Origin of the sequence: Muricauda sp. SCSIO 64092, from assembly GCF_023016285.1 — a bacterium.
Taxonomy (GTDB): domain Bacteria; phylum Bacteroidota; class Bacteroidia; order Flavobacteriales; family Flavobacteriaceae; genus Croceivirga.
On record NZ_CP095413.1, the window covers coordinates 3,906,535 to 3,933,139 of the forward strand.

The 26,605-nt window shown below is 41.3% G+C and carries 26 protein-coding genes; 21 read left to right on the forward strand and 5 right to left on the reverse strand.

Annotation, left to right across the window (positions count from 1 at the left end; genetic code table 11):
• Positions 1-140: 140 nt before the first annotated feature.
• Positions 141-1,079, forward strand: a complete 939-nt coding sequence (locus L0P88_RS16310; RefSeq protein WP_247134880.1) for a calcium/sodium antiporter — start codon at positions 141-143, stop codon at positions 1,077-1,079.
• Positions 1,080-1,297: 218 nt separating this feature from the next.
• Here the strand turns inward: L0P88_RS16310 and L0P88_RS16315 are convergent, their stop codons facing one another.
• A complete protein-coding gene (locus L0P88_RS16315; protein WP_247130992.1) occupies positions 1,298-2,308 on the reverse strand; it encodes a glutamine synthetase beta-grasp domain-containing protein in 1,011 nt (336 codons plus the stop codon).
• A 214-nt stretch (positions 2,309-2,522) separates the two neighbouring features.
• Between L0P88_RS16315 and L0P88_RS16320 the strand changes: the two genes are divergently transcribed.
• From L0P88_RS16320 to L0P88_RS16370, 11 genes are all read left to right on the forward strand, one after another.
• Complete coding sequence (locus tag L0P88_RS16320) at positions 2,523-4,700, forward strand: glutamine synthetase III (RefSeq protein ID WP_247134881.1); 2,178 nt, start codon at positions 2,523-2,525, stop codon at positions 4,698-4,700.
• A 48-nt stretch (positions 4,701-4,748) separates the two neighbouring features.
• Positions 4,749-5,738, forward strand: coding sequence for a serine/threonine dehydratase (locus tag L0P88_RS16325; protein WP_247130993.1), 990 nt, complete (start codon positions 4,749-4,751; stop codon positions 5,736-5,738).
• A gap of 60 nt (positions 5,739-5,798) precedes the next feature.
• Positions 5,799-6,524: a methyltransferase gene (locus L0P88_RS16330; protein ID WP_247130994.1), complete on the forward strand. Its 726-nt coding sequence runs from the start codon at positions 5,799-5,801 to the stop codon at positions 6,522-6,524.
• 187 nt (positions 6,525-6,711) lie between these two features.
• Positions 6,712-7,143 carry a hypothetical protein gene (locus L0P88_RS16335; RefSeq protein WP_247130995.1) on the forward strand — a complete coding sequence of 144 codons (432 nt, stop codon included), beginning with the start codon at positions 6,712-6,714 and terminating at the stop codon, positions 7,141-7,143.
• A 223-nt stretch (positions 7,144-7,366) separates the two neighbouring features.
• Positions 7,367-7,852: a hypothetical protein gene (locus L0P88_RS16340; protein WP_247130996.1), complete on the forward strand. Its 486-nt coding sequence runs from the start codon at positions 7,367-7,369 to the stop codon at positions 7,850-7,852.
• A gap of 377 nt (positions 7,853-8,229) precedes the next feature.
• Complete coding sequence (locus tag L0P88_RS16345; protein ID WP_247130997.1) at positions 8,230-9,081, forward strand: helix-turn-helix domain-containing protein; 852 nt, start codon at positions 8,230-8,232, stop codon at positions 9,079-9,081.
• A 69-nt stretch (positions 9,082-9,150) separates the two neighbouring features.
• Positions 9,151-9,873 carry a metallophosphoesterase family protein gene (locus L0P88_RS16350; RefSeq protein WP_247130998.1) on the forward strand — a complete coding sequence of 241 codons (723 nt, stop codon included), beginning with the start codon at positions 9,151-9,153 and terminating at the stop codon, positions 9,871-9,873.
• 587 nt (positions 9,874-10,460) lie between these two features.
• On the forward strand, positions 10,461-11,015 hold the full coding sequence (locus tag L0P88_RS16355) for a GNAT family N-acetyltransferase (RefSeq protein WP_247130999.1): 555 nt from the start codon (positions 10,461-10,463) through the stop codon (positions 11,013-11,015).
• 48 nt (positions 11,016-11,063) lie between these two features.
• Entirely contained in the window at positions 11,064-11,885 is an 822-nt protein-coding gene (locus L0P88_RS16360; protein ID WP_247131000.1) for a maleylpyruvate isomerase N-terminal domain-containing protein, read from the forward strand.
• A 192-nt stretch (positions 11,886-12,077) separates the two neighbouring features.
• Positions 12,078-12,959: a LytTR family DNA-binding domain-containing protein gene (locus L0P88_RS16365; protein WP_247131001.1), complete on the forward strand. Its 882-nt coding sequence runs from the start codon at positions 12,078-12,080 to the stop codon at positions 12,957-12,959.
• Between the two features lie 134 nt (positions 12,960-13,093).
• Positions 13,094-14,236 carry an acyltransferase family protein gene (locus L0P88_RS16370; protein WP_247131002.1) on the forward strand — a complete coding sequence of 381 codons (1,143 nt, stop codon included), beginning with the start codon at positions 13,094-13,096 and terminating at the stop codon, positions 14,234-14,236.
• Positions 14,237-14,379: 143 nt separating this feature from the next.
• Here L0P88_RS16370 and L0P88_RS16375 read toward each other — a convergent pair whose 3' ends face one another.
• Positions 14,380-15,153 carry a DUF1080 domain-containing protein gene (locus tag L0P88_RS16375; protein WP_247131003.1) on the reverse strand — a complete coding sequence of 258 codons (774 nt, stop codon included), beginning with the start codon at positions 15,151-15,153 and terminating at the stop codon, positions 14,380-14,382.
• Between the two features lie 88 nt (positions 15,154-15,241).
• Here L0P88_RS16375 and L0P88_RS16380 point away from each other — a divergent pair, with 88 nt between their 5' ends.
• The 8 genes from L0P88_RS16380 to pyrF all read left to right on the forward strand — a co-directional run bounded on the left by L0P88_RS16380 (position 15,242) and on the right by pyrF (position 22,438).
• A complete protein-coding gene (locus L0P88_RS16380; RefSeq protein WP_247131004.1) occupies positions 15,242-16,423 on the forward strand; it encodes an AIR synthase related protein in 1,182 nt (393 codons plus the stop codon).
• Positions 16,424-16,475: 52 nt separating this feature from the next.
• Positions 16,476-16,907, forward strand: a complete 432-nt coding sequence (locus L0P88_RS16385) for a ubiquinol-cytochrome c reductase iron-sulfur subunit (protein ID WP_247131005.1) — start codon at positions 16,476-16,478, stop codon at positions 16,905-16,907.
• An 18-nt stretch (positions 16,908-16,925) separates the two neighbouring features.
• The gene (locus tag L0P88_RS16390) at positions 16,926-17,360 is read left to right on the forward strand and encodes a thioredoxin family protein (RefSeq protein ID WP_247131006.1); all 435 of its coding nucleotides are present in this window, start codon (positions 16,926-16,928) and stop codon (positions 17,358-17,360) included.
• On the forward strand, positions 17,357-18,364 hold the full coding sequence (locus L0P88_RS16395) for an FAD:protein FMN transferase (RefSeq protein WP_247131007.1): 1,008 nt from the start codon (positions 17,357-17,359) through the stop codon (positions 18,362-18,364). Before L0P88_RS16390 ends, L0P88_RS16395 begins: the two co-directional genes overlap by 4 nt.
• Positions 18,361-18,570: a DUF4266 domain-containing protein gene (locus L0P88_RS16400; RefSeq protein ID WP_247131008.1), complete on the forward strand. Its 210-nt coding sequence runs from the start codon at positions 18,361-18,363 to the stop codon at positions 18,568-18,570. The genes L0P88_RS16395 and L0P88_RS16400 overlap by 4 nt, the downstream gene beginning before the upstream one ends.
• A gap of 644 nt (positions 18,571-19,214) precedes the next feature.
• The gene (locus tag L0P88_RS16405) at positions 19,215-20,477 is read left to right on the forward strand and encodes a DUF3570 domain-containing protein (protein WP_247131009.1); all 1,263 of its coding nucleotides are present in this window, start codon (positions 19,215-19,217) and stop codon (positions 20,475-20,477) included.
• Positions 20,478-20,543: 66 nt separating this feature from the next.
• Positions 20,544-21,620, forward strand: a complete 1,077-nt coding sequence (gene prfA, locus L0P88_RS16410) for a peptide chain release factor 1 (RefSeq protein WP_247131010.1) — start codon at positions 20,544-20,546, stop codon at positions 21,618-21,620.
• A complete protein-coding gene (gene pyrF, locus L0P88_RS16415; RefSeq protein ID WP_247131011.1) occupies positions 21,620-22,438 on the forward strand; it encodes an orotidine-5'-phosphate decarboxylase in 819 nt (272 codons plus the stop codon). The genes prfA and pyrF overlap by 1 nt, the downstream gene beginning before the upstream one ends.
• On the opposite strand, the gene L0P88_RS16420 is transcribed toward pyrF, so the two are convergent.
• Positions 22,435-22,629: a hypothetical protein gene (locus L0P88_RS16420; protein ID WP_247131012.1), complete on the reverse strand. Its 195-nt coding sequence runs from the start codon at positions 22,627-22,629 to the stop codon at positions 22,435-22,437. The two genes, pyrF and L0P88_RS16420, sit on opposite strands and share 4 nt — an antisense overlap.
• A gap of 173 nt (positions 22,630-22,802) precedes the next feature.
• Between L0P88_RS16420 and L0P88_RS16425 the strand changes: the two genes are divergently transcribed.
• Complete coding sequence (locus L0P88_RS16425; RefSeq protein ID WP_247131013.1) at positions 22,803-23,612, forward strand: alpha/beta fold hydrolase; 810 nt, start codon at positions 22,803-22,805, stop codon at positions 23,610-23,612.
• A 99-nt stretch (positions 23,613-23,711) separates the two neighbouring features.
• On the opposite strand, the gene L0P88_RS16430 is transcribed toward L0P88_RS16425, so the two are convergent.
• Entirely contained in the window at positions 23,712-25,268 is a 1,557-nt protein-coding gene (locus L0P88_RS16430; protein ID WP_247131014.1) for a helix-turn-helix domain-containing protein, read from the reverse strand.
• Between the two features lie 409 nt (positions 25,269-25,677).
• A complete protein-coding gene (gene purU / locus L0P88_RS16435) occupies positions 25,678-26,526 on the reverse strand; it encodes a formyltetrahydrofolate deformylase (RefSeq protein ID WP_247131015.1) in 849 nt (282 codons plus the stop codon).
• Positions 26,527-26,605: the final 79 nt, after the last annotated feature.

Consider the following 26,605-nt stretch of genomic DNA (forward strand, 5'->3'; position numbering starts at 1 on the left):
GATCTGGTAAACGTAAAAAGAATTTTATAGTTATTCAACTATATTTATAGTTATTTAACGAAAATTTTAGTTTTTTATGGGAAAGCTTTTTGATGAAAGCCATTTCTTCTTGCCATATATTTGTCGCAAATACACTATCCATGCTCGATGTGCTTTTTGTTATTGGGGGATTGACCTTCCTGATTGTAGGTGGTAATTGGCTTTTAAAAGCCGCGGTGGCCCTTTCGCTAAAACTTTCCATTCCAAAAATTGTTATTGGGATGACCGTGGTTTCCTTCGCCACTTCGGCACCGGAATTAATTGTAAGTATAAAGGCGGCGTTGGATGGTTCACCGGATTTAGCTTTGGGTAATGTAGTAGGTTCCAACATTGCCAATCTCGGGTTGGTCCTTGGGGTGACCGTGATATTGGGGAGTATAGATGTGAAAAAAAGTTTTTACACCACGGACTGGCCCGTTATGATGGTGGCCTCATTGCTCTTTGTGGCATTTATTTATTTTGATGGACAGTTACAACAGTATGAGGGGATTATTATGGTCATCTTTCTCTTTTTGTTTCTGGTCTATTTGTTGCGTTTCCAAAAAACGGCCGTCGTGGATGAAGTTCCGGAAGACGATGTCCCCATGCCATTGTATAAGACGGTTTTACTTCTTGGACTTGGTGGCGTGGCCCTTTGGGGCGGCTCGGAGCTGCTCATTCAGGGGGCCAAAAATTTAGCGACCTCCCTGGGGGTTACGGAAAGGGTCATTGGGGTAACGGTGGTTTCGGTAGGGACCAGTATCCCCGAACTGGCCGCGTCCATTATTGCCGTATTAAAAAAGGAAAAGGCCATTTCCGTAGGAAACCTGATTGGCTCAAATATTTTCAATTTACTGGCCGTATTGGGTATTACATCCACTATAACCCCAATACGTGTTATGGACGACGGATTATTGACCAATGATATCTTTTGGATGTTGGGGATTTCATTTCTGGTGCTTCCCCTGGTCTTTTTTCCCAAAGGATTACGATTGGGATGGCGCGATGGTTTGATCCTCCTTGCTTCCTATAGCACATTTGTATATTTCACTTTGGCCTAGGACCAGTGGTCAAACTCAGGGCTAAAGGATAGTTCCTATTCGCACTTCTCCCATTTCCCCACGTATTCGTTTATGGATTATGGACGATTTTTTCCCAGAGGTTTTATGGAATACCCAAACAAATGAACCCGCATTTCGCAGCAATGAAAGCATAAAAAAACCGCCCAATTGACTTTCATTTGGGCGGTTCTTACACTATACAACAACTAATTTATTCACTAAACATCTGCAGACTTCACGGTCTTGATGATTCGGGCAGCTACTTTGTACGGGTCTGCATTGGAAGCAGGTCTTCTATCTTCCAACCATCCTTTCCAGCCACTTTCAACGGTAGCAATTGGAATACGGATGGAGGCACCACGATCGGAAACCCCATAACTGAACTCGTCAATGGATTGTGTTTCATGAAGACCGGTCAAACGCTGGTCATTAAACTCACCATAAACTTCAATATGCTCTTTTGTAACAGGTCTGAAGGCCTCACAAATTTTATCATAGGTATCCTTATTGCCCGCCGTTCTCAATATGGAATTGGAAAAATTGGCGTGCATACCGGAACCGTTCCAGTCCCCTTTAATAGGTTTTGGGTGGTAATCAATATAATAATCATATTCCTCGGTCAAGCGGTCCAACATATAACGGGCAACCCAGATTTGGTCACCGGCACTTTTGGCGCCCTTGGCAAAGATTTGAAATTCCCATTGTCCGCAGGCCACTTCCTGATTGATTCCTTCAAAGTTCAAACCGGCTTCAAGACAATAGTCGGCATGTCGTTCCACAATTTCACGTCCATGGGTGTTCTTTCCTCCTACGGAGCAGTAGTACAACCCTTGTGGCCCTGGATAACCACCTACGGGAAAGCCCAAGGGAAGCTGGGTATGTGTATCCATTATAAAATACTCTTGCTCAAAACCAAACCAAAAATCATCATTTTCATCATCTATGGTAGCACGGGAGTTGGATACGTGGGGAGTTCCATCGGGGTTTAATACTTCTGCCATGACCAAATACCCATTTGCCCTTGCAGGATCGGGATAGATGGCAACAGGTTTCAACAAACAGTCAGATGAACCTCCTTCTGCCTGCTGGGTGGAACTACCATCAAAAGACCAAATAGGGCAGTCTTCCAACTTACCGCTAAAGTCTTTTTCAATTTTAGTTTTACTTCTCATGTTGGCCGTAGGAGTGTACCCGTCCAACCAGATGTACTCTAATTTTGCCTTGCTCATAACTATGGTTGTTACTTAAAAAAATTTCTTAAGCGCCAAAAATAATTTTTTTTGCTCTTATCATGAATATTTAGGGGTTTAAATAGTCAAAAGTTATTAAAAATGAGTTTACCCCCATTTTTTTGAGGGTAATTTGAGAAAAAAGCATTTTTTTTCATTCATATTATTAAATTGTTAATTTTGACCTCCATTGAAAAAGGGATTTAGCATGAAGATGAGATTTGAAGCACTTGCAGAAAGCGATAAACGTCAGATAATGGCAATTTCGGAAGATAAAAAACGGTCGGAATTGTTTGCGCAAAATGTTTTTAATGACCGCAAAATGCAGCAGTTTTTAACTGAGGAGGCCTATGGTAAAGTGCAATCCGCAATATTTTCCGGAAGTAAAATAGATCGAAAAATTGCAAATCAGGTCGCTGAGGGGATGAAGGCCTGGGCGTTGTCCCTGGGAGCAACCCACTATACCCATTGGTTTCAGCCATTGACCGGGGCTACGGCTGAGAAGCACGATGCCTTTTTTGATTTGAAATCGGATGGCAGTGCTTTGGAAAAATTCGGCGGGAACCAACTGGTACAACAAGAGCCGGATGCCTCCAGTTTTCCAAGTGGAGGAATCCGAAACACCTTTGAGGCCAGGGGATATACGGCATGGGATCCTACCTCGCCCGCTTTTATCTACAAGACCACGCTCTGCATCCCTACTGTTTTTGTAGCCTATACGGGAGAGGCATTGGATAACAAAGCCCCCTTGCTGCGGGCCCTACATGCCGTGGATGAGGCAGCCACCTCGGTGGCCCAATATTTTGATAAAAACGTCAAAAAGGTGTATGCCACTTTGGGTTGGGAGCAGGAATACTTCTTGGTCGATAAGGCTCTGGCACAGTCCCGACCGGATATTTTGATGACCGGACGTACCCTGGTTGGAAACCATGCCGCAAAAGGCCAACAGTTGGACGATCACTATTTTGGGGTCATTCCCAGTCGTGCATTGAGCTTTATGAGCGATTTGGAAAAACAATGTATGGTTTTGGGTATTCCAGTAAAGACCAGACATAATGAAGTAGCTCCAAATCAATTTGAGCTTGCTCCGGTCTTTGAAGAAGCCAATCTTTCCGTGGACCATAATTTGTTGTTGATGGACGTTATGGAAAACATTGCAAATCGACATGGATTTAAGGTATTGTTCCATGAAAAACCCTTTGCAGGGATCAATGGCTCTGGAAAGCACAACAACTGGTCCCTGGCAACGGATACCGGGGTCAATCTTTTGAGCCCGGGAAGTACGCCCATGAAAAACCTACAGTTTCTAACGTTTTTTGTAAATACCATAAAAGCGGTGGATAATTACGAGGAACTTTTGCGTTCCTCAATTGCTTCGGCAAGTAATGACCATCGTCTGGGTGCCAATGAGGCACCACCATCCATTATTTCTATTTTCATTGGAAAGCAATTGGCCGGTGTTTTGGATGAATTGGAAGGGGTTTCCCAGGGTAAACTTTCGCCTCAGGAAAAAACCGAACTTAAACTGAATGTGGTTGGGAAGATTCCGGAGATCCTCCTGGACAATACAGATCGGAATCGAACTTCCCCTTTTGCCTTTACGGGCAATAAGTTTGAGATGCGCGGGGTAGGTGCAAAGATGAATTGTGCCAAACCCATGACCGTTCTCAATACCATTGTTGCCAAACAGCTAACGGATTTTAAAAAAGAGGTGGATGCGTTGATCGATAAGAAAAACCTTAAAAAGGATGAGGCTGTCTTTAATGTGCTCCGCGAATACATCAAAACTTCCAAACGTATTCGGTTTGATGGGGACGGATACAGTTTTGATTGGCAGGAAGAGGCCCGAAAACGAAAATTGAGCAACAATAAGAATACCCCGGAAGCACTGCAAATATTGACTTCCAAGCAAAGTTTGGAACTTTTCCAGGCCACTGGGGTCATGAATGAGGTGGAACTTAAGGCCCACCAAGAGGTGGAGCTTGAAAACTATGTCTTTCATCTACAGATCGAGGGCAGGATTTTAAATGAATTGGTCTACAACCATGTGATGCCCGCAGCCCTTCGATACCAAAACCTATTACTGGAAAATGTGGCAGGTCTTAAAGAAGTTTATGGAGCGGCACACAAGAACATAACTCAACCACAATTAAACATCCTGGAACAAATAGGGGAACATCTCACCGATGCCAAGAAATTGACGGATGCCATGATGGATGCCAAGAAGAGGACCGATAATATGGGAAGTATTGCCAAGAAGGCCAAGACCTATTGTGACACGGTAAAACCTTATTTTGATAAGGTTAGGGAACATGTGGATGCGTTGGAACGGTTGATTTCGGATGATCTTTGGCCCCTCACCAAGTATAGGGAACTGCTTTTTGTGAAATAGGGGAAGCCGTGCGGTTACCACAAAATTGGGAATCCATATTTTTGATTTATGGAATTACTGTTAAAGGATATTCAAGCGGCCAAAAAGCGAATCGACCCGTACATCAACAAAACCCCAATCCTTTCTTCGTCCCTGTTGAACACTTGGTTGGGCCACGACATTTTTTTTAAATGTGAAAACTTCCAAAAGATTGGGGCCTTTAAGGCCAGGGGAGGTTTGAATACCGTGGCTTGGCTTATGGAAACCGGTCAAAAACCGAGGCGTATTGTGGCCAATAGCTCTGGAAACCATGCACAGGCGGTGGCCTATGCTGCCCAACAATTTGGAATCCCTGCAACTATTTTTATGCCGGAGTATTCGTCCCAGGTCAAAATTCAAGCCACGCAATCGTACGGCGCCAAAGTGGTTTTAAGTAAAACGAGGGACCTTACGGACCAGTTGGTAAAGGAAGCGGCCAAAGAGGAAGGCACCTATTGGATACCACCATTTAACCATGGGCAGGTTATCTGCGGGCAGGGTACGGCCGCATTGGAGGCCTTGACCGAATTGGATGCCATTGATGCGGTTTTTACCCCCTGTGGCGGTGGTGGATTGACCTCGGGAACCTTGATAGCTACCCGGGCACTTTCCCCAAAGGCCCAAATGTTTGGAGTTGAGCCCCTAAATGCCAATGATGCCGCAGAGTCCCTACGTATGGGAAGTATCCAAAGGCTAAAGGCCATTCCCGATACCTTGGCGGACGGGGCCATGACCATGGCCGTGGGTGACCTCACTTTTAAATACCTCAAACAGTTGGACGGCTTCTATGAAGTGGAAGAGGATGACATCGTGTACTGGACACAATGGTTGACCCATCTGCTCAAGTGCCGTTTGGAACCCACCTGTGCCATGCCCATGCAGGCGGTGGTGGAATGGTTACGGCACCAAAAAACAAAGAAACGTGTCCTGGTCATTGTTTCGGGTGGAAATATGGACCAACCGGCTACACAAAAAATTTGGGAGACCGATTGTTTAACATCGGTACCCGCCATCCCATGAGAAAAAGATAGGCCTATACGGTCATTTATACTGCTTTTAAATTGAGCACAATAGTTAATCATGAATGATCAATACGTTGAAAACCATAGTATTGGTGATATCAACGCAGGGGTAAAAACAAGGAAAATGAAAGACGCATCCATCATAAAAGTCCAACAGGAATACATCAATAAAATTAAAGGGACAAAGGAAAAATATTACATAGTCCATCAAGATATGGAAATGGTAATCTTACCCAAAGTGTTTCCTCCCTATGTAGATAGTCATCTAATGATTGCTTCCATTGATATTCCTGATAATAGTGTAGTCCTGGACGCATGCTCCGGATCGGGGATTATCGCACTTCACGCCAGTAGGAAGGCAAAAATTGTATACGCTACCGATATCAATCGTCATGCAATTGAAAATATAAATGAAAATATTGCCCTTCATGGATTACATGATAAGGTAAAAGCATTTGAAGCAAATATTTTTCCACCTCATTCAGGTTTAAAATTTGATATCATAACCATAAATCCTCCGTATACCGATCACAAAGCACTTGATATCGTTGAAAAGTCAGTGTGGGATGAAGACCATAAATCATTAAAACATTTCTTTGGCAAGGTGTCAAGATACTTGACTAAGAATGGGAAAATCTATTTGGGTTGGGCAGATTTTGCCGATGTAAAAGTGATATCGAGCCTTTGCCAACAGCATCATTTAAAAGAAAGGATTGTTGGGGAAACAAATGACGATAAAAGTCTGTTTGTTGTTTTCGAAATCTCCAAAATGGACAATTTGTAATAGGGTCATAGGGTTGTTGGGATGCTACAAAAAAGGAGTGGGATTCTACTTGTCTGAATTTAAGGCAAGGGCACTATGGAGTTTAATTTACACGGGTAATTGGCGGGCAAGTAACAGCAATTGGCTATTTTTAAATCGATAAATCCCCGACCATTGGCAACAAACGGAAAAAATAACGTAACCAAAAATGAATAAAGAAGAAAAATCAAAAAAGGGAAAAGTAATCGGAGCAATTGTTGGAACAATTGCTTTTGCACTGTCTTACTATGGAGTGCAACAACTTTTTAAGAAAGATTTGGAATCTGAACTGAAAAATGCGGCGTTGGAATTAAATAAGCAGACACCAATGCAAATTGATCAATTCTCTAGATTGGATAGTGCCTCAACCAAGGGAAAAACCAATTTCATTTATCATTATACACTTTTTGACCTGGAAAAATCTGAAGTGAATTTGGACACTGTGAATAAATACATCAGACCAAACCTGATTGAAAACATAAAAAATAGTCCTGAGTTGAAAGTTTACAGGGATAATAATATCACTATGGACTATGAATATTATGATAAAAATGGAGCCTTTGTCACAAAGATTTCCGTGACACCAGAATTGTATAAATGATAAAAGTCCGTTGCCAACAAAGGTAATTGTAAGTAATTGTGTTCTTATCTAATTCTTAAGATCATCGTTGGGAAAGCTGAGGGATAAGTGGAATTTTAGCCTGGTGTATATTTGCAAAACTATGGGTTTACCTAAATTGCTATTCTTAACCGAGACTGTTATTCATAATTTGAGGGACTAACTCCAATTGAAAACGTTTTTTTTACTTTTTCATCTTTTGATTTTGACCGTATCCATTGGTCAAGAAAAGGAATATGTAGTTACCAAGGGAGGCGATACGCTATATGGGATAGTTAGTAGGGCAACTAAATTTCTGAATCCTTCCAAAGTTATATTTAAAATCAAAATTTTAGAAGGAGATAAAAAATTATTGGACCCCAGCGAAATAAAAACAATAAGGTCCTTCAAAGGTGTTGACGGGGATTGCACCATAAAAACAGCTTATGACAAGTGGTTTGTTAAAATGATAATTGATGGTAGGATAAAAGTCTATCAACTAATTGATGGGGTGATTTTTTTCACTTCAAAAGATAATTCTGAAATCGTATTAACCGATTTTGGAGGGTTCAACTCCAGAAAGGAATCACAAACCAGAATAAAATCATTAGTGCAAGATAATGCGAAGATTTTGAAGGAGTTTGATACACTGAAAGGAACACAAAAAGAGATTCTCTATATAATAGAAAAATATAACAATCTCGAAAAATAAAACTATTGCCAACACGGTAAACGATCAACTGCAGGGAGATTTCCATGCTTTGACAAGGCCGATACAGGTCGCTCAGCGTATGCCGGCCCTTACGTTGGTACTAAAAAAAACACTAAATTAACGTGAGTTCAATATCATTTTTTATCAACCAAAATCCGCCAAATTGAGTGGTTTTTCGTAATGAAATGAAGAAAAATGGTATAGAACAGGATTTTGCAAGAAAATTACTTGTTTTTCGATACATTTTTGCTGTTGCAAAAACACTCAAAATGACGTAATTTTCTTATATCGAACTTACGTGAAATTGAATTCGTAATGGAGGGTTGTAAAAGACCATTGCAATCCATCAATCCCACTTGTAGATTATCCTATTGGACATGATAAAGCTTGAAGAAATAACTTCAATTCCCACTTTTTCCAGTCAGTTGGAAAATAAGATATTGTATTCCGATCATGCCAATCCTATTTCGGTATCCTACCAATCTACGTATACCCTTAAATATGTTATTGATGGCGTAAAAAAGTACAACTACAATAACCAGGATATAACGGTCTCAAAAAATCAATATTTGCTTCTCAATAATGATAGCCATATTACGACCGAGGTAAAAAAGGGAACAAAAGGCCTTTCACTCTTTCTATCCCCGGAACTGATCAATGAAATATCCCATTTTTACACTGGTGGTAACCATACTTTTAACTTTCTGGAAGTAACTCAGGGAGAATCGACTTTTCAGGTAAGCCACTTATTGAATACAATGGCCTATCTCTATGAAAACAACAAAATCCTTTTAAAGGAGCAAATGGAGGATTTGTTTATTAAGGTATCCGAACTGATCGTTCAAGAGCAAGTTTCGATCAATGATAATTTTGTAAAATTAAGGATAGTAAAACAGGATACTAAAAGAGAGTTGTATAAACGCATTGTTGCGACCAAGGAATATTTGAATGACAATCTTCAAAAAAAGATTTCGCTGGATGCCATGAGCAGGGATATTGGGATCAGTAAATATTATCTACACCGACTTTTCTCTGAATTCAATGGAAAGACACCGAATGGTTATTTGACAAAAATCCGTTTGGAGCGTGCAAAAAATAAACTTCGAACTTCAAAAGACCCCATTTCTGAAATTGCAATGGCCTGCGGTTTTGATCATACGGCTTACTTTTCAAACCTATTTAAGAAACACACAGGTCTTTCGCCGAGTCAATTCAGAAAATCATTGTAAAATCAGCAAGATTTTATAATTCCACATTACACCACCATACTATTTTTGGTGCTGGGAAATCCAATCGAAATGATTGAAAGAATAGCGCATATTACAGATTTACATTTGGACGAGGAATTTCCTTTTAACGACCAAGTATCGGCAAGAAAACGATTGGATGCCATTTTAAGGGATATCAAAGGAGAAAACATAGATTATATTATATGCACGGGCGATATTGGGGAAAACGAAGGGATTCCCTATTTCTTTGAGCAAGTAAAAAGCAATACGCTAAGTATTACCTTGGGTAATCACGACAAATTTGATGCGATATCCAAATACCATGATGTAGGAGCAGACCATACCTCAAAAAAAATTTACAGGAGCACGCTCAAAGCGTATTATAAATTTATTTTTTTGGATTCTTCCTCTGGAACTATCGATGGTCAGCAACTCGATTGGTTAAAAAAAGAGCTCATATCAACTAAACCTATTGTCATTTTCATGCACCATCCAATAATTGGGCTCAATGTAAAAGTTGATGAAATTGGAAAACTTAAAAACAGAAATGAGCTTACCGATATACTAACGGGGACAACCAACGTGATTCACATTTATTGTGGTCATTATCATATGGAAGATACCTTGGTCCATAAAAACATCATACAGTACATAACACCTGCCGTTGCTTTTCAAATTAAGAAGAGTTCTGATTCCATAACGTTGGACACGTCCATCTCCGGTTATAGGATCATTCAAATCGAAAAATCCGAAATTTCTTCAAAAGTCAAGCTTTTAAGCAATGCAGACTAAAAAGCAATCCTTCATTGAAAGTTTATTGAATGTAACCGTGGGCTTTTTGCTCACAATAATTTCATTGCACCTTCTATTCCCACTTTTAGGAATAGAAAATCATTCTGGAAAAAATATATTGATCACACTGTATTTAACCATTTTGAGCATTTTAAGGAATTATATTTTAAGGCGGTACTTTAATAAGAAAGCAACTTCAAGATCGTAATCCATAAATCTTATAAAATTAACTGCGGTAACAGGGCCGCTCAAGAACGTCAGCGGGGATTTTCCATTAGACTTGTATTTGCTAATTTTAGGGTTAGCCCATCCGCAGCGACCTGCGTTTGGCAATTCGGGCTCAACAGATTTGGTACACGACCATTGACCTTATTTGAAAACCCCAAAAAGACTATGAACAAACAGAATAGTCTATTTTTCCAACTGTCCAAAACTTCAAGAAAAAATACGGCAAAAAGAATTGAAAAAAGTTCATCAAATAGTGACATTTTACAATACGAATTGCCTACCTTAATCCAAGAAGAATACAACTCCATATCATATAGTAATACCCATAAAAACAACAGGCTTAAGGGCGTTGACCACAAATGGACGAATTTCCAAAAATAGAAACCGAAAGGTTGGTTTTAGGCAAATTAAAAGCAGCGGACATTCCGGCTATTGTAAAGCACGCATCAAATAAAAGCATATCGGATTTTACCCTTAACCTGCCTTTTCCCTATAGCGAGAAAGATGCAATTTATTGGATCAATTTGGCAAACCAGGGTTTTAAGGATGGAACAAATATCATATTTGGGATCAAACGTAAAAGCGATAATCAATTTATAGGTGGAATTGGACTGACCATAGCGCGAAGATTCAATAGGGCGGAAATTGGCTATTGGATTGCAGAACCCTTTTGGCGGAAAGGTTATGCCACCGAAGCCACAAAATCCATCATAAAATATGGATTTGAGCATCTTGATCTGAATAAATTTACATCATCCTATTTGGCAAAAAATCCTGCTTCAGGAAAAGTGATGGAAAAGAGCGGGATGACAAAGGAAGGTGAGCTAAAGGAACACATACGTAAAGCATCGGAATACCATGATTTAATCGTATTTGGACTGACGAAAGAACAATTTGAAAAAACCAATGGATAAAAACCCGAACAAACCGTTTGAATCCGTTTGCCCTAATTTATAGATCCAATGATTGAATTGGTACATAAACTTCCCGAGTTGGACGTTAAACTGATCGAGCTTCTTGAAAGCTTGGATAAAAGCGATTGGAACCAACAGACCGTTGCGAAACTTTGGACCGTTAAAGATGTTGTGGCCCACCTATTGGATGGGAACATCCGCGTATTATCAGGGCTTAGGGACGACCATAAGTTTGATAGCCCCAAAATTGGTTCCTACCAAGACCTGTTGGACTTTCTCAATCAATTAAACGCAGATTGGGTCCTCGCCATGAAAAGGGTGAGTCCTGAAATGCTGATAGATTTGCTTAAACACACTGGAAAGCCCTTTTGTGACTATTATGCCTCGTTGGACCCATTTGACAAAGCCGTATTTCCGGTTGCTTGGGCAGGGGAAAGTGAAAGCAAAAACTGGATGCACATAGCCAGGGAATACACGGAAAAGTTTTTGCACCAACAACAAATCAGGGATGCGGTCGGAGTGCAGGGTATTATGACCAATGAGTTTTACCTCCCTTTTCTGGATGTTTGTATGTATGCATTGCCACATACGCTTAGGGAGGTTAAAGCGGATAAAGGAAGTATAGTTCAAATGAACATAACCGGAGCTGTCCATGGAGATTGGTCCGTGCGATTTAATGGAAAGAACTGGGAACAAATCGAGTTGATTTCAGGGTCTACGGTCGAGGTAGAAGTTTCAATAGATTCCTATGCGGCCTGGAAGCTCTTTTCAAAAAGCCTTCGCCCTCATGATCTAGCGGATAAAATTAGCATTCAAGGAAATCTGGAATTGGGGAAGGTAGCTACCGAAATGGTCTCATTTATGGCCTAGTACGGTGAATTTTTTGACCTTCTACTGAGTAAGAAAGGCCTGATTTGACTAAGTTGATAATTAATCCCCACATTATTCCTAAGTTTAGGGCGTAGCTGGAAATCCTGGCCATTTCCAATGTTATAATTGTTATGGTGTTATGCTATCCAAGTACCCCAGGCAAAACGATACGGAGCATTATTTAATCCAAAAATGAACAATCATAGTACAGGCTGGTTTCGAAAACCATACCCACTTGTTGAATCGGCCAAGGAAAAGCTAGGTATTGCTCTGGGTTCGGGGATAATTGTTGTTTTCATTTTAATCATAATCAGACCATTTGGAATTGAATCCAGCAAAGAAATGTTTCCCTTTTTGTTGGGTTTTGGTCTTATCGATTTTATGGTAACGGCGATGCATCTCTTTTTGTTTCCGATGCTCTTGCCCACGATCATTAAAAGTCCGAACTGGACTACCGGAAAAAATGTGCTGAGCATCCTTTGGATTCTTTTCATTATTGCCATTGTAAACTACTTTTATGGCCAACACCTGGGAAAGGAAGCTTATGTGGCCGGCCTCGAATCCATGGATAATATTGCAATGGTATCCTGGATTGTGATCACCTTTTCGGTGGGGGCAATTCCGGTCGTTTTTATACTCTATGTTCTCGAAAAGCATCTTTTCCAAAGAAATTGGAATCGAGCGGCATCCCTTAGCAAGGGAATAAAAAAACAACGTGCCTTACAGGTCGATAAACCGATTGAATTGAAATCAAGTAAGGAGACCATCCTGACCATTAGTGCTTCCGATTTGGTCTGTGTTAAGGCCGAAGGGGGTAATTATGCAACGGTATTTTGGCATGAGGGGTCTATAGTTAAAAAGGAAATGATACGGCTTACCTTGATTGGTTTTCTTGAAAAAACGAGCGGTATCCCTACGATCGTTAGATGCCATAAATCCTATATCATTAACCGGAACAAAGTGGTGTCCTTTCAGGGAAATGCACGTTCCGTTATGATTGTCCTTGATGGTCTGGATTTTAAAGTTCCTGCTTCCCGGTCGTTTCCAAAGGAAAAGCTGGCCAAACAAGGCTGATCTGCCTTCCCATTTATCCCCATTGCTTTCCCATTGGGATGTCAATGTGTCCCGTACAGCACACAACAGGCCCGTTCATCACGGATTTTCTACTCGCCTTGATGCTTTGGCTAGTATTGCCAAAAGAAATAAACATGGGCGAGAGAAGATACGATATGGATTGGATACGTGTAATTGTCTTCGATGTGCTGATTTTTTGGCATGTTGGATTGTTTTTTGTGGAGTGGGAAGGTCTTGTGCCATGGGATTTGCCCTTAAAAAACAATGTGCAGGTAAGTTGGTTACTATGGCCCATGCTGTTTGTACGCCAATGGAGGCTGCCCATACTTTTTGTGATTTCGGGGATTGGCACGCATTTTTTGCTGTCTTCAAAATCAGGGGGAACATTCCTGAGGCAACGTTTCATCCGTTTGTTCATACCCTTATTGGTTGGGACACTCGTTGTGGTTCCACCCCAAGTATATCTTGAACGCCTTGCTCACGGGACCATTGATGTTTCATATTTTGACTACTATCCGTCAAACTTTGACGGTACTTATCCTAAAGGTAATTTTAGTTGGGGACACCTATGGTTCTTGGCCTATCTATTGATCATGTCAGTAATGGCACTTCCGCTATTTCTGCTTTTAAGAAACTACGGGGCTCCTCTTTTTAGAACTTTTAAACGGATGATTGAGCGCTTGCCGCACGCGCTATTTCTATTTACCATTCCATTGATCATTATAGAAATAACCTTAGAGAAGCGGTTTCCCTTAACCATGGCCCTAAAGGATGATTGGTATGCCTTTAACTATTATTACATCTGTTTTTTTGCCGGTTTCTTCTTGGCCAATCTTGGTGACCCGCTCTGGAAAGCCTTTGTGAAGATCAGGTATCCTTCGCTGATAATGGGATTGTTGGCGTCCGTTTTGGTGGTTTACATGCTGGCAAAGGGACAAACCCCTTTATGGGTCCAAGTTTTAAAACCTTTGAACGTTTGGTGTTGGATCCTTGCCATTTTTGGTTTTAGTTCTAGGTATTTAAACAGGAAAAGCAAGGTGCTGGCCTATAGAAATGTCGCCGTTTATCCTTTTTATATACTTCATTTTACCATTACCATTTTTCTTGGATACCAACTGAGGGATCTGCCACTGCATTATGTGCTGAAAATGATACTCATGATTATTGGCACTTTTGGGTTTTCGTGGCTTCTTTATGAATATGTGATTAGAAGGATTACATTGCTAAGGCCACTTTTTGGATTAAAAACAAATAAGGTATCGGTCATAAAAAAGTAGTACGGTGGTATGTGTAGGTATTGGACTGGATTATTGAAAAATGGGCTTCTTAATCGGCACACGATCATAAGGATAAATGAAAATAAGGAGATCGATAAAAAATGCAGGAGACTTTTAAATACTAAATTTCCCTAAGAAGAATATCAAAGTTCCCTGATTTTCATATTCCTGAACCAAGCTTCAAAGTACCAGTTTTGAAGGGCTATCCTGCCTTTGGAAGCTTTGCCAAAATCAGGATTGTCGGCAAAATTACTTTGGGCCACTTTCTGTTTCCAAGCGGGGGAATTGAATTCTTCGGATGCCGTTAGTTTGCCATTAAGGTAAAACTCAACCTTTCCGTTTTGCTGAACTATCCGGGAGGTATTCCATTGTCCGTTGGGTTTGGCCGCTACCTCATTTAGCTGTGGCGATACCCCCCAAAGGCAGCCTGGGCGTTTTTTTGGCGTTTTGGTGTCCATATGTGCCGGTTCCAAAAGCTGGTATTCCGGACCGGTAACATAAGTGGCCGCAAATTCTGGGGATTCCTGCACGTTTATAAAGACACCGCCATTGCCCCTAACGGCCATTTGCCAATCAAAAACCAGTTCATAGTTTTCGAACTCCCTATCCGTTATCAAATCCCCAAAAACTTTTGTTTCATCAGTGGCATTACAGTAAATCATACCATCTTTTACTTCCCAGGCCGATAAGTGGGTGGAGTCCGGTTTGTTGTACAAGTGCCATCCGCCCAGTGTTTTACCATCAAAAAGCAAAGACCAGCCTTGTTCCTTTTCTATCTCGTGCAATTGATTGTGCACTGCATTTTCCATGGCAGATTTTTTGGTACGCCATGTTTGGGTTTCCGTATTCTTTTCGGTTTTGCAGGAGGCAATAAACAGTACCACTACAAAAGAAAGACAAAGAGGGTTGCGGCTCATGGTTGTTTAATTTTTTTAAAAATAAGAATTCCAACTATGTCATTCGTCCCACCCACTTCGTTTTTCTATTTTTGCCCAAACTTTGGTTATGTCCCTAGATACCAGCAAACGATATGCCCAACGCGGGGTTTCTGCTTCTAAAGAAGATGTCCATAACGCCATTAAGAATGTTGATAAGGGACTTTTTCCAAAAGCCTTTTGTAAAATCGTACCGGATTATCTCACGGGCAGTGAAGACCATTGCCTGGTAATGCATGCCGATGGGGCAGGGACCAAATCCTCACTGGCCTATATGTATTGGAAGGAAACTGGCGATTTGAAGGTTTGGAAGGGAATAGCCCAGGATGCCCTTATCATGAATGTTGATGACCTTATCTGTGTGGGCGCAACGGATAATATTATGTTATCCTCCACCATTGGTCGGAATAAGAACTTAGTGCCTGGAGCGGTGATTTCTGCATTGATCAATGGTACCGAAGAATTGATTTCCGATCTGGCAAGCCATGGCATTACCATTCATTCCACCGGAGGGGAAACGGCAGACGTGGGGGATTTGGTCCGCACCATCATTGTGGATTCCACGGTTACTGCCCGAATGAAACGTTCGGATGTCATTGACAATGCCAATATAAGGACCGGTGACGTCATTGTTGGTTTGGCGTCATACGGACAGGCAACCTATGAAACCGGATACAATGGGGGGATGGGAAGTAACGGCTTGACTTCCGCGCGCCATGACGTATTTTCCAAATACCTTGCGAAAAAGTATCCGGAGAGTTTTGATGCATCCGTTCCTCCGGAACTGGTGTATTCCGGAAGCAAAAAACTAACAGATCCTATTGAGGATACCCCCTTGGATGCCGGAAAGTTGGTGCTTTCCCCAACACGGACCTATGCGCCGATCGTTAAAAAAATCCTGGAGAAATATAACTCGGAACACATCCACGGTATGGTGCATTGCAGTGGAGGGGCACAGACCAAAATATTGCATTTCTTGGACCAGGGCCATGTCATTAAGGACAAGCTTTTTGAGGTTCCGCCTTTGTTCAGGTTAATACAGGAACAGTCGGGTACGGATTGGAAGGAAATGTATCAGGTTTTCAACTGTGGCCACCGCTTGGAACTGTATGTGGATGCTTCCATAGCGGACGATCTTATTTCCATTTCCAGGTCATTCCATGTGGATGCGCAGATAGTGGGCAGGGTGGAAGCATCGGATAAAAAAAGATTGACCATACACAGTGAATTCGGAAACTTCCAGTATCCCTAATACGAATACCCTTGGAATTGCGTTCTTTTTATAACCCCAAAAAAGAATTGCTATGGAAAGAAAAGAATTTTTGCGCTCCCTGGGAGCAAGTGCCGCTTTTGCCGTTGTATTTCCCTGTTTAGGAGGATGCTCCTCGGATGGTGAGGATTTGGAAACCTTTCCAGTTCCGGAAGGAGTGGATTTCACCATTGATTTAACATCGGCCGAGGCCGCACCCTTGGCTACAAATGGGGGTTTTATAAGACAGAACTTTGTGGTGGTTGCCCGTAATCTGGAAGGGGAATTGGTCGCTGCCAGTCAGATTTGTAGTCACCAACAGACAGAGGAGGTCCGTTTTATTACAGAGAATGGTGGAATTTTTTTCTGCTCTACCCACGGCTCGCGTTTTGATCAGGACGGAACTCCATTGAATACCATCACGAACAATCCCTTAAAAGTATTCAACACCGAACTGAACGGGGATATCTTGCGTATTTTTGAATAAGCTTTAAGTCTTCACCAAATGAAATGTTGGCTTTGTACTTCGGTTTTGCTACTTCCTTTATTGGGGATTTCCCAAAATTGGCAACCTGACTTTGATACCGCATTGTCCAAGTCTTCCGAAGAAAATAAGCCGGTCATTTTGGTCTTTTCGGGGTCGGATTGGTGTGCACCGTGCATAAAACTGGAAAAAAGCATTTGGCAGTCCGAAGCTTTCAAAGAACACGCTTCAAAAAACTATGTCCTTTACAAGGCCGATTTTCCAAAAAAGAAGAAAAACGAGCTACCCCAGGAATTGTTGGATAGTCATAAGGAATTGGCACAGCAATTTAATCCAAAGGGGTACTTTCCCTTGGTTTTGGTTTTGGATAAGGATGCCAATGTTTTGGGAACAACTGGATATCAGGGATTTGGCCCCAAAAAGTATATTAAACTCCTAGATTCCTTCCTTCAATGAAATGGTATGCCCTCCTAGTTGTTTTAATGGTTGGCTTGGGATTGCAAGCCCAGGAGGAAAAGGATATTGTGGTAAAAAGGACATTGCACCTTATGGGGTCTACTTTTGAGATCAGTGTTGTGGCCCCAACGGAAGAAATAGGCTATATCAATATTGACGAGGCCGTATCCGAAATTAAACGTATTGAGGCCTTGATCTCCTCTTGGGATGAGAACTCCGAAACTTCTAAAATCAACAGAAATGCTGGAATACAACCAGTTAAGGTGAGCAGGGAGTTGTTTCTATTGATTGAGCGTTCCAAAAAAATATCGGAAATTACCGATGGCGCCTTTGATATTTCCTATGCATCAATGGACAATATCTGGAAGTATGATGGGACCATGGATAAAATGCCCACAGCGTCCGATGTAAAGGCCTCAATAGAAAAAATAGGGCATCAAAAGATAATTCTTGACCCGGATGAACAAACGGTTTTTTTACAAAAGGAAGGAATGCGAATTGGTTTTGGCGCCATAGGGAAAGGCTATGCGGCCGATATGGCGAAAGAGCTTTTAATTTCAAAGGGGGTTAAAGGGGGAATTGTGAACGCCTCTGGGGATTTGACTACATGGGGAACACGTGAGACCGGTGAAAAATGGATGGTTGGAATTACCAATCCCGTTGAAAAGAATAAGATATATTCATGGTTGCCTGTTGTGGAATCTTCCGTGGCCACTTCGGGCAATTATGAAAAATACATTGTCTTTAAGGGCGAAAAGTATTCTCATATCATTGACCCAAGAACAGGTTACCCCACAAAAGGAGTAACCAGCGTTTCCATTTTTTCCAAAAGGGCTGAGCTTTGTGATGCCCTGGCAACCGCCGTTTTCATTATGGGGAGGGACAGTGGAATACATTTAATAAATCAGTTGGATGGGGTGGAAGTGGTCCTTGTGGATGGGGATAACAAAATCCATAAAAGCGCGGGAATCGTTTTTGATACGAACCAATATGTAGAAAAATGAAGGGAGTTTTAGTTTGTTTGGTACTGCTTTCCATGACCACCTCATGCGTGGCGGTCAAAGAGTATGAGAAGATTTATCTGAACGATGAAGAGATGCAGCTTGGCTTCAAAAGCTCCGAACGGTTTGAAACTACCTTTCAAATTTATCGGGAAGCTGCTTCTGGTGCCAATGGCGGGAAATCCGGCGGCGGTTGCGGATGTAACTGAGACCCAAAGTTTGCTTGCAAACTTTGATGGTCGAAGTTACCCTGAGGGAACCGAAGGGTCTTTTGAAGGTTTTTTGGCACCCCGGCCCAAAGTTTGCCTGCAAACTTTGATGGTCGAAGTTACCCTGAGGGTAGCCGAAGGGTCTTTTGAAGGGTTTTCGGGCCCCGGCCCAAAGTTTGCTTGCAAACTTTGATGGTCGAAGTTACCCTGAGGGAACCGAAGGGTCTTTTGAAGGGTTTTTGGCACCCCGGCCCAAAGTTTGCTTGCAAACTTTGATGGTCGAAGTTACCCTGAGGGAACCGAAGGGTCTTTTGAAGGTTTTTTGGCACCCCGGCCCAAAGTTTGCCTGCAAACTTTGATGGTCGAAGTTACCCTGAGGGAACCGAAGGGTCCTTTGAAGGGTTTTTGGCACCCCGGCCCAAAGTTTGCCTGTAAACTTTGATGGTCGAAGTTACCCTGAGAGGAACCGAAGGGTCTTTTGAAGGGTTTTTGGGCCCCGGCCCAAAGTTTGCCTGCAAACTTTGATGGTCGAAGTTACCCTGAGGGGAACCGAAGGGTCTTTTAGCGGTTTTCCAGGGCCCCGGCCCAAAGTTTGTGTTTAAAATTGCAGTTTGAATCAAATAGAGAATAATCCAACCAAACCCTTGGCAAAATTAGTTCACATCGTTCCTTGGTTCTTTTGTGTGGTCGTTTTTGGTCAGAATACCGATACAACGTACAAGAAAAGGGTTTTGGAAACCAGTGAACTGGAGACCCTTTTTAGTTATTACAGTCAAGATGGTCCCAATGCTGCGGTTACTGGCGGGGAAGGGACCGAGGAATTGACGGATGCAACTTCGACTATCGTTTTGAGAATGCCATTGAATGCAGATGATGTTTTAACCATTGATACAGGAATATCTGCCTATACCTCAGCTTCCTCCAGTAATGTAAACCCTTTTGATGGCCGTAGGGATGCCGACCCTTTTGATGCATCTTCCGGAGCTTCCAGATCGGACGTGCTGGCTTATTTTAGCCCCAATTACTCCCATAGCTCTGATGATCGAAATCGGATATGGACTGCGAAAGCTTATGTTTCGGCGGAATACGACTATTTCTCCATCGGTTTTGGGGGAAGTTATACCTGGTTGTTCAATGAAAGGAATACTGAGGTTTCCTTAAGTGGTCAGGTATATCTGGATTCCTGGAATCCACAATATCCCATAGAATTACGCGGAGGTTTTATTGGAGCGGTTCCGGGATATGACCCCGATTTTGTCCCTTTTGCGGAGGAAAACAGGAATTCGTATGCTTTTACCCTTAGTTTTTCACAAATACTGAGCAAGCGTTTACAAGCCCTGCTATCCGTGGATGTTGTTCGACAGAATGGACTTTTAAGTACCCCCTTTCAACGGGTATATTTTGGGGATGTCCAGGATTTTTTCCTGGAAGGATTTCAGCTTGCGGACGATGTGGAGCGCTTGCCGGATACCCGCTTTAAGTTGCCCATAGGGGCCCGACTTAATTACTACCTCAATGATTTGGCAATTATTAGGACCTATTATCGCTTTTATTATGATGATTGGGGAATTATTGCCCATACGGCCAATTTAGAGATTCCTTTAAAGCTTGGCGACCGATTTACACTTTATCCCAATTACCGATTCTATTCCCAAACCGCAGCGGACCATTTCTTTGAGAGGGAACAGGCGATTTCTACATTGGATTTTTACACTTCGGATTTTGACCTTTCCAAGTATACGGCCCACCAATACGGAATGGGTGTCCGATACAAGGATATTTTTACCAAGACCAAATTTTTGATTTTTGGTTTAAGGACAGTGGATTTACGTTTTGCCTATTATGACAGGAGTACCCAACTGGATGCAACCATTGTTACCCTGGGGACTACTTTTGTGATTGATTAGTGGTTTTGTTAGAAACACAGGGTACATGCAAAAATCGTAAATTCGCACTCTTAGGAAGAAAGGAACATGCTCGACAAATTGAATATTATAAAACAGCGATTTGATGAAGTATCGGACTTGATTATTCAACCCGATATCATCTCAGATCAAAAACGATACGCCAAACTGAACAAGGAATACAAGGATTTGAAGGTATTGGTGGATAAAAGGGAAGCGTATATCACCTTATCCGAAAATCTGAAGGAAGCCGAGGAGATTATTGCGGATGGGGGCGATGCTGAAATGGTGGAGATGGCCAAAATGCAATTGGATGAATCCAAGGAAGCCCTCCCAAAACTGGAGGATGAAATTAAGTTTTTATTGATTCCCAAAGATGCTGAGGATGAAAAGGATGTGGTGATGGAAATTCGGGCAGGTACCGGCGGGGATGAGGCCAGTATCTTTGCGGGCGACTTATTCCGGATGTATACCAAATATTGTGAAAGTAAAGGTTGGCGCACCAACATTATTGATTTGAACGAAGGAACAGCGGGTGGATACAAGGAAATCCACTTTGAAGTCATGGGGGAAGAGGTGTATGGAACCCTAAAATTTGAAGCAGGTGTACATCGGGTGCAACGTGTTCCACAAACAGAAACACAGGGGCGTGTACATACCAGTGCTGCCACGGTAATGGTGATACCGGAAGCAGAGGAGTTTGACGTGCAGATTGACCCAAAGGATGTCCGAATTGATTACTTCTGCTCCTCGGGACCAGGGGGCCAATCCGTAAATACAACATATTCCGCAGTGCGTTTGACACATATCCCAACAGGAATTGTGGCCCAATGCCAAGACGAAAAGTCCCAGCACAAAAACAAGGATAAGGCTTTTAGGGTATTGCGTTCACGATTGTACGATTTGGAATTGGCCAAAAAACAGGCGGAGGATGCCGCAAAGCGAAATTCACAGGTGAGCAGTGGGGATCGTTCGGCAAAAATTAGAACGTACAACTATCCACAGGGGAGGGTAACCGACCATAGAATTGGGCTAACCCTATATGATTTACAAAACATCATTAACGGGGATATCCAAAAAATCATTGACGAGTTGATGTTGGTGGAAAATACTGAAAAACTTAAGGAAGCTTCCGAAATCTTTTAATGGAACCACAGGAGCTAATTGAGCAGATTAAGAAAAAACAGTCTTTCCTATGTGTTGGACTGGATACCGATTTGGAGAAAATCCCGCAGCATCTATTAAAGGAAGAAGACCCCATTTTTGCCTTTAACAAGGCCATCATTGATGCAACCCAGGAGTTTTGCGTGGCGTATAAACCCAATATCGCCTTCTATGAGGCCTATGGCCTTAAAGGTTGGAAAGCCTTGGAAAAAACCATTCAGTACTTAAATGACAATTTTCCGGAACAATTCACCATAGCGGATGCCAAAAGGGGGGATATTGGCAATACCTCCGCGCGATACGCCAAGGCTTTTTTTGAAGGACTGGAATTTGATTCCATCACCATAGCGCCCTATATGGGGAAGGATTCAGTGGAACCGTTTTTGGAATTTGAAGGTAAGCACGCCATTTTGTTGGCATTGACTTCCAATAAGGGAGCGTTTGACCTTCAGACTAAAAAAGTGGGGGATTTGGAACTTTATAAAGAAGTAATCGCAACCTCACAGTCCTATCGGAATTCGGAAAGGCTGATGTACGTTGTTGGTGCTACCAAATCAGAATACCTGGGCGAAATTCGTCAATTGATTCCCGAAAGCTTTCTTTTGGTCCCTGGGGTCGGGGCCCAGGGAGGGAGTTTGCAGGAGACCTGTACATATGGAATGACAAAAAATGTTGGATTACTTATTAATTCCTCCAGGGGTATTCTGTATGCTTCCAACCAAGAAGACTTCGCTCAAGCGGCCAGGGCCAAGGCGAAGGAACTTCAGCAGGAAATGAAAAAGGAATTAGAACGGCTTTAAACCAAGGATTCCAGCGCTTTTTTAAGACTTTTGACCTTTGCATCAAAAAAATCACCGAGTCTGGCATCTATCCCTGATGGATTTGTTGCCTTTTCCAAAAACCGATGGTACCTGTGCTCTAAAATGGCAATTGCACTATTACCACTTGTAATTGGCTTTACTGCACCAATTCTGCAATATTGATTGTTCATAGTAGTAGATTTGTTATTCCAAATTTACATTTAAATACGTTGCAAGTGGGTGGTATGGATGTGGTATACAGCTAAAAATCAGGCAGTTTGTCTAATTTTAACCCGATTTTAGGAGTTCATTCCCCAAAGAATGGAGTTTGGTGGTAAAAATTTAACGTACATTTAAAAAAAAATTGCTTCATTATACCAAATACAACCATCCGCAGTCAAGGGAATGGGTCACCTTTGTACATGGTGCCGGTGGTAGCTCAACAATTTGGTACAAGCAGTTAAGGGATTTCAAGAAACACTTCAACATCCTGTTGCTTGATTTGCGCGGACATGGAAATTCCAAACCGAACATCAAAGATGCTTTCAATGATAAATACACATTTGATTCCATTACCGATGATATCATTGAGGTGATCGATCATGAAAAAATTGGGAAATCCCACTTTGTGGGCATTTCGTTGGGGACCATTTTAATTAGGAACCTGGCGGAAAAATATCCGGAACGTGTTTCCAGCATGGTTATGGGGGGAGCCATTATGAAATTGAATTTTAGATCACAGGTGCTGATGCGCCTGGGCATAATTTTTAAGTCCATTGTCCCTTACTTATGGCTGTACAAATTCTTTGCTTTCATCATTATGCCCAAAAAGAACCACAAGGAATCAAGATTATTATTTGTTAGGGAGGCAAAAAAGCTATACCAAAAAGAATTTATTAGATGGTTCAAACTTACATCGGAAATCAACCCCCTACTTCGTTTCTTTAGAATGGTGGACATTAAAATACCCACTTTATATGTAATGGGACAGGAGGATTATCTTTTTCTTCCCACCATAAGGAAAATTGCCAATGCCCATAAAACTTCGGATCTGTTTGTTGTACCGGATTGTGGTCATGTCGTAAATGTGGAACAACCTATGGTTTTCAATAGGGAGGTGATTCTATATCTTAATGCATTGAAGGAAAAAAACGGTTCCAATAAAATGCGGTGACTAATTCAAACAACTTCTTAAAAATGAAAAATATGAAGTTTTGGAACCGTTTTCTGTTCGAAAGATAGTCACATTGGAAGGTTAAAGGGGTAAAGCCAATCAATAATGACCAATTTCCGATAAACTAGGACCCTTTTTTTTTTGGAGCTTACCCAAATATTCAGTAGGCGTAAGTGCCGTTTCCTTTTTAAAAGCTTTATTAAAGGTTACCTTGTTGTTGTATCCTACTTCATAGGCAATGTCAATGATGTTAAGTACCTTCCCACTCTCCAGAAGTTCTTTGGCCTCTTTGATGCGATACACATTGATATACTCGTGAAAGCTTTTTTCAAAATGTTCATTGATAATTTGGGATGCATTATGCCTTGTAGTATTTAGTTTTTTAGCAACCAAATCCAAGTTAATGTCATTTCTTCGGTACAGTTTTTCTTTTTCAAATAGTTGGGTAAGGTTTTCCTTTAATTCCAAAGAAAGGCTATCCGTAAGTCCGGATTTCAGATACTTTTTAGGGAAAAGTCCATTGGTAAGGGTATAGGTGGCACTTAATACGTTTGGTTGCACGTTGGTGGCCGCATAACCTACGTACAGTACCATGGTGGCCATCATTACAATAGGGATATGATACAAAATGGGGTAAGGGTTGCCAGCTGAAATGGAGATGCCATAAACAATATAGGTTATGACATAGGCCACATGGATATAATAAATATTGTTTTGCCATAATCTATTTTTTGAGGCCAATCTGCCCTTCTCTTTATTCCTTTTAAGTAACCGATTGATAAAATAAGCATAGACAGCCAGTGATATCGCCTTAAGCGAGACGATCAACACCAATTTTCCGGAGTCTTCCGGGCTTACCCCATTTTGCAAACGAGTGAGCATTAAATTGATTTTCTCCTCGCCCGTAAACGCGTAGACCTCGGGAATAAGGTAGGCCACAAGAATTAGGGTGGGCAATAAATGCCACAGGTCCTTCCAGATAAGGCGATGTTTAATTGACACCCTTTGAAAGTATAGAAATAGCAAAGGGCCATACAAAAATGAAGACCATGTGGACATCAAATACGAATGGGGAAGTTCAAAAAGGTAATTGGAACGATTTATACTAATATTTAGAATAAAGAGCGAATGTATGGAAACAAAAAATGCAATCAATATGCGGGCATTTTTGTCGATTTTTTTATTTACCAGTAACATGCCCATAACATAAAACCCAATCAACGCCACAAAAAAGTATAATAACGACCATGTATTGATTCTTGGGGTTACCCTTTCGGAGACTCTTCTGAATTCATCCGTTGTGCGTATGGGATCAAAACCTTCATGCAAAAGGAAAGAGGGCTTGAACTCCAACTGTAGGAATTCATGAATGTAGGACACGGACTGCGTTGGATGTTCAATGGCAGCTTCACTTAGGGCCAGTTTTTTTAATATCTTGGCTTTTTCCTCCTTTACGGTGTCCAGATTTTTTTTGTACAAGGGTATCGCTCGTTGGTAACGGCGGATATTATAGAAATAATCCGCCCATTCCAATGAATCTTGAAAGGCAAGGGGAAATTCATCAAATTTTGTGCCATTCCCAGGCTCTTTACTCCATAGAAAGATGGTATGGAGCAATAGGAAAATGAAGACAAAACCGTCAATAGTCCGCCGCATTTTAATGATTGATGAATTAGTACTGTTAACAAGTTATAAAATCAACATTCTCAAAACGTTAACAAAAAGCTAAAATTCGTAAGTTCCGATAATAATTTACCTTATGCCAGTACCAAATTTGTCTCTTTTTAGTCTTTTTTGAACCAATGGAAGATTTTTCATACAAAAAAGCCAGTGGGTCACACTGGCTTTTAAACTAACTAACTCAAAAAAATGCTAACTCAAATAACTCGGAACAAAATTCAATTTTCTGACCTTGGCAAAGGTTAACTAAACTTTAGCAATATGTTATAATTGCTTTGTTTTCTTGTGGTTATAACGACCTTAAAATGGAAATATTGTAAGTTATCCGTTTTAAAAAATCGTTAAATACCCGAGTTGGGCCTTAAATCCATATGACCTCATTCCATTAGGTGAAGATGACGGTTTTATTATTGTAGACCATGGTCTTTCGAAGTGTATGGAGTTTTACCGCCCTGGCCAGGACAATTTTTTCCAAATCCCTGCCTTTTGCTATAAAATCCTTTATATTATGACTGTGTGATACCGCGGTAACATCCTGTTCAATAATAGGTCCGGCGTCCAATTCTTCGGTAACATAATGACTGGTAGCACCAATAATCTTCACCCCTCGTTTAAATGCGGCATGATATGGCTTGGCACCTGCAAACGCCGGGAGAAAGGAATGATGGATATTTATGATCTTGTTAGGATAATAATTGATCAGTTTTGAAGAAACTATTTGCATATATCTCGCAAGCACAATAAAATCAACCTCATTTTCCTTTAGAAGTTTTAGCTGTTTTTCTTCCGCTTCGGATTTGGTTCCTTTGGTTACCGGAACATGATGAAATGGAATTTTAAACTGCTCTGCAATATAACCAAGGTCTTTATGATTACTTAGAATAAAAGGAATATCTACTTCCAGTTCCCCAGACTGGTGCCTGCTCAACAAATCATAAACGCAATGATTGTACTTGGAAACAAAAATGGCCATTTTAGGTAAGGTACCTTCTGAATGGTAGCTCCATTCCATCACATACTTTTGAGCGATTTTTTTATCAAATTCTTCTTCAAATACGGCTTGGGTAAGCCCATTTTCGAATTCAACCTCCAATCGCATAAAGAATACCTCTGCCTCCTTATCCACATGTTGGTCCAAATAAATAACATTGCCCCCTTTTTGGTATAAAAAGTTGGTCACCGAAAAAATGATTCCCTTTTGATCGGGACAATGGATGAGAACTGTAAGTTTCATGACAATAAAATTGGGCTAAAATTATTTGATTCAAAAAAACAAAGCTAAATACACCTTACTTTTTGTATTATTCGAATTA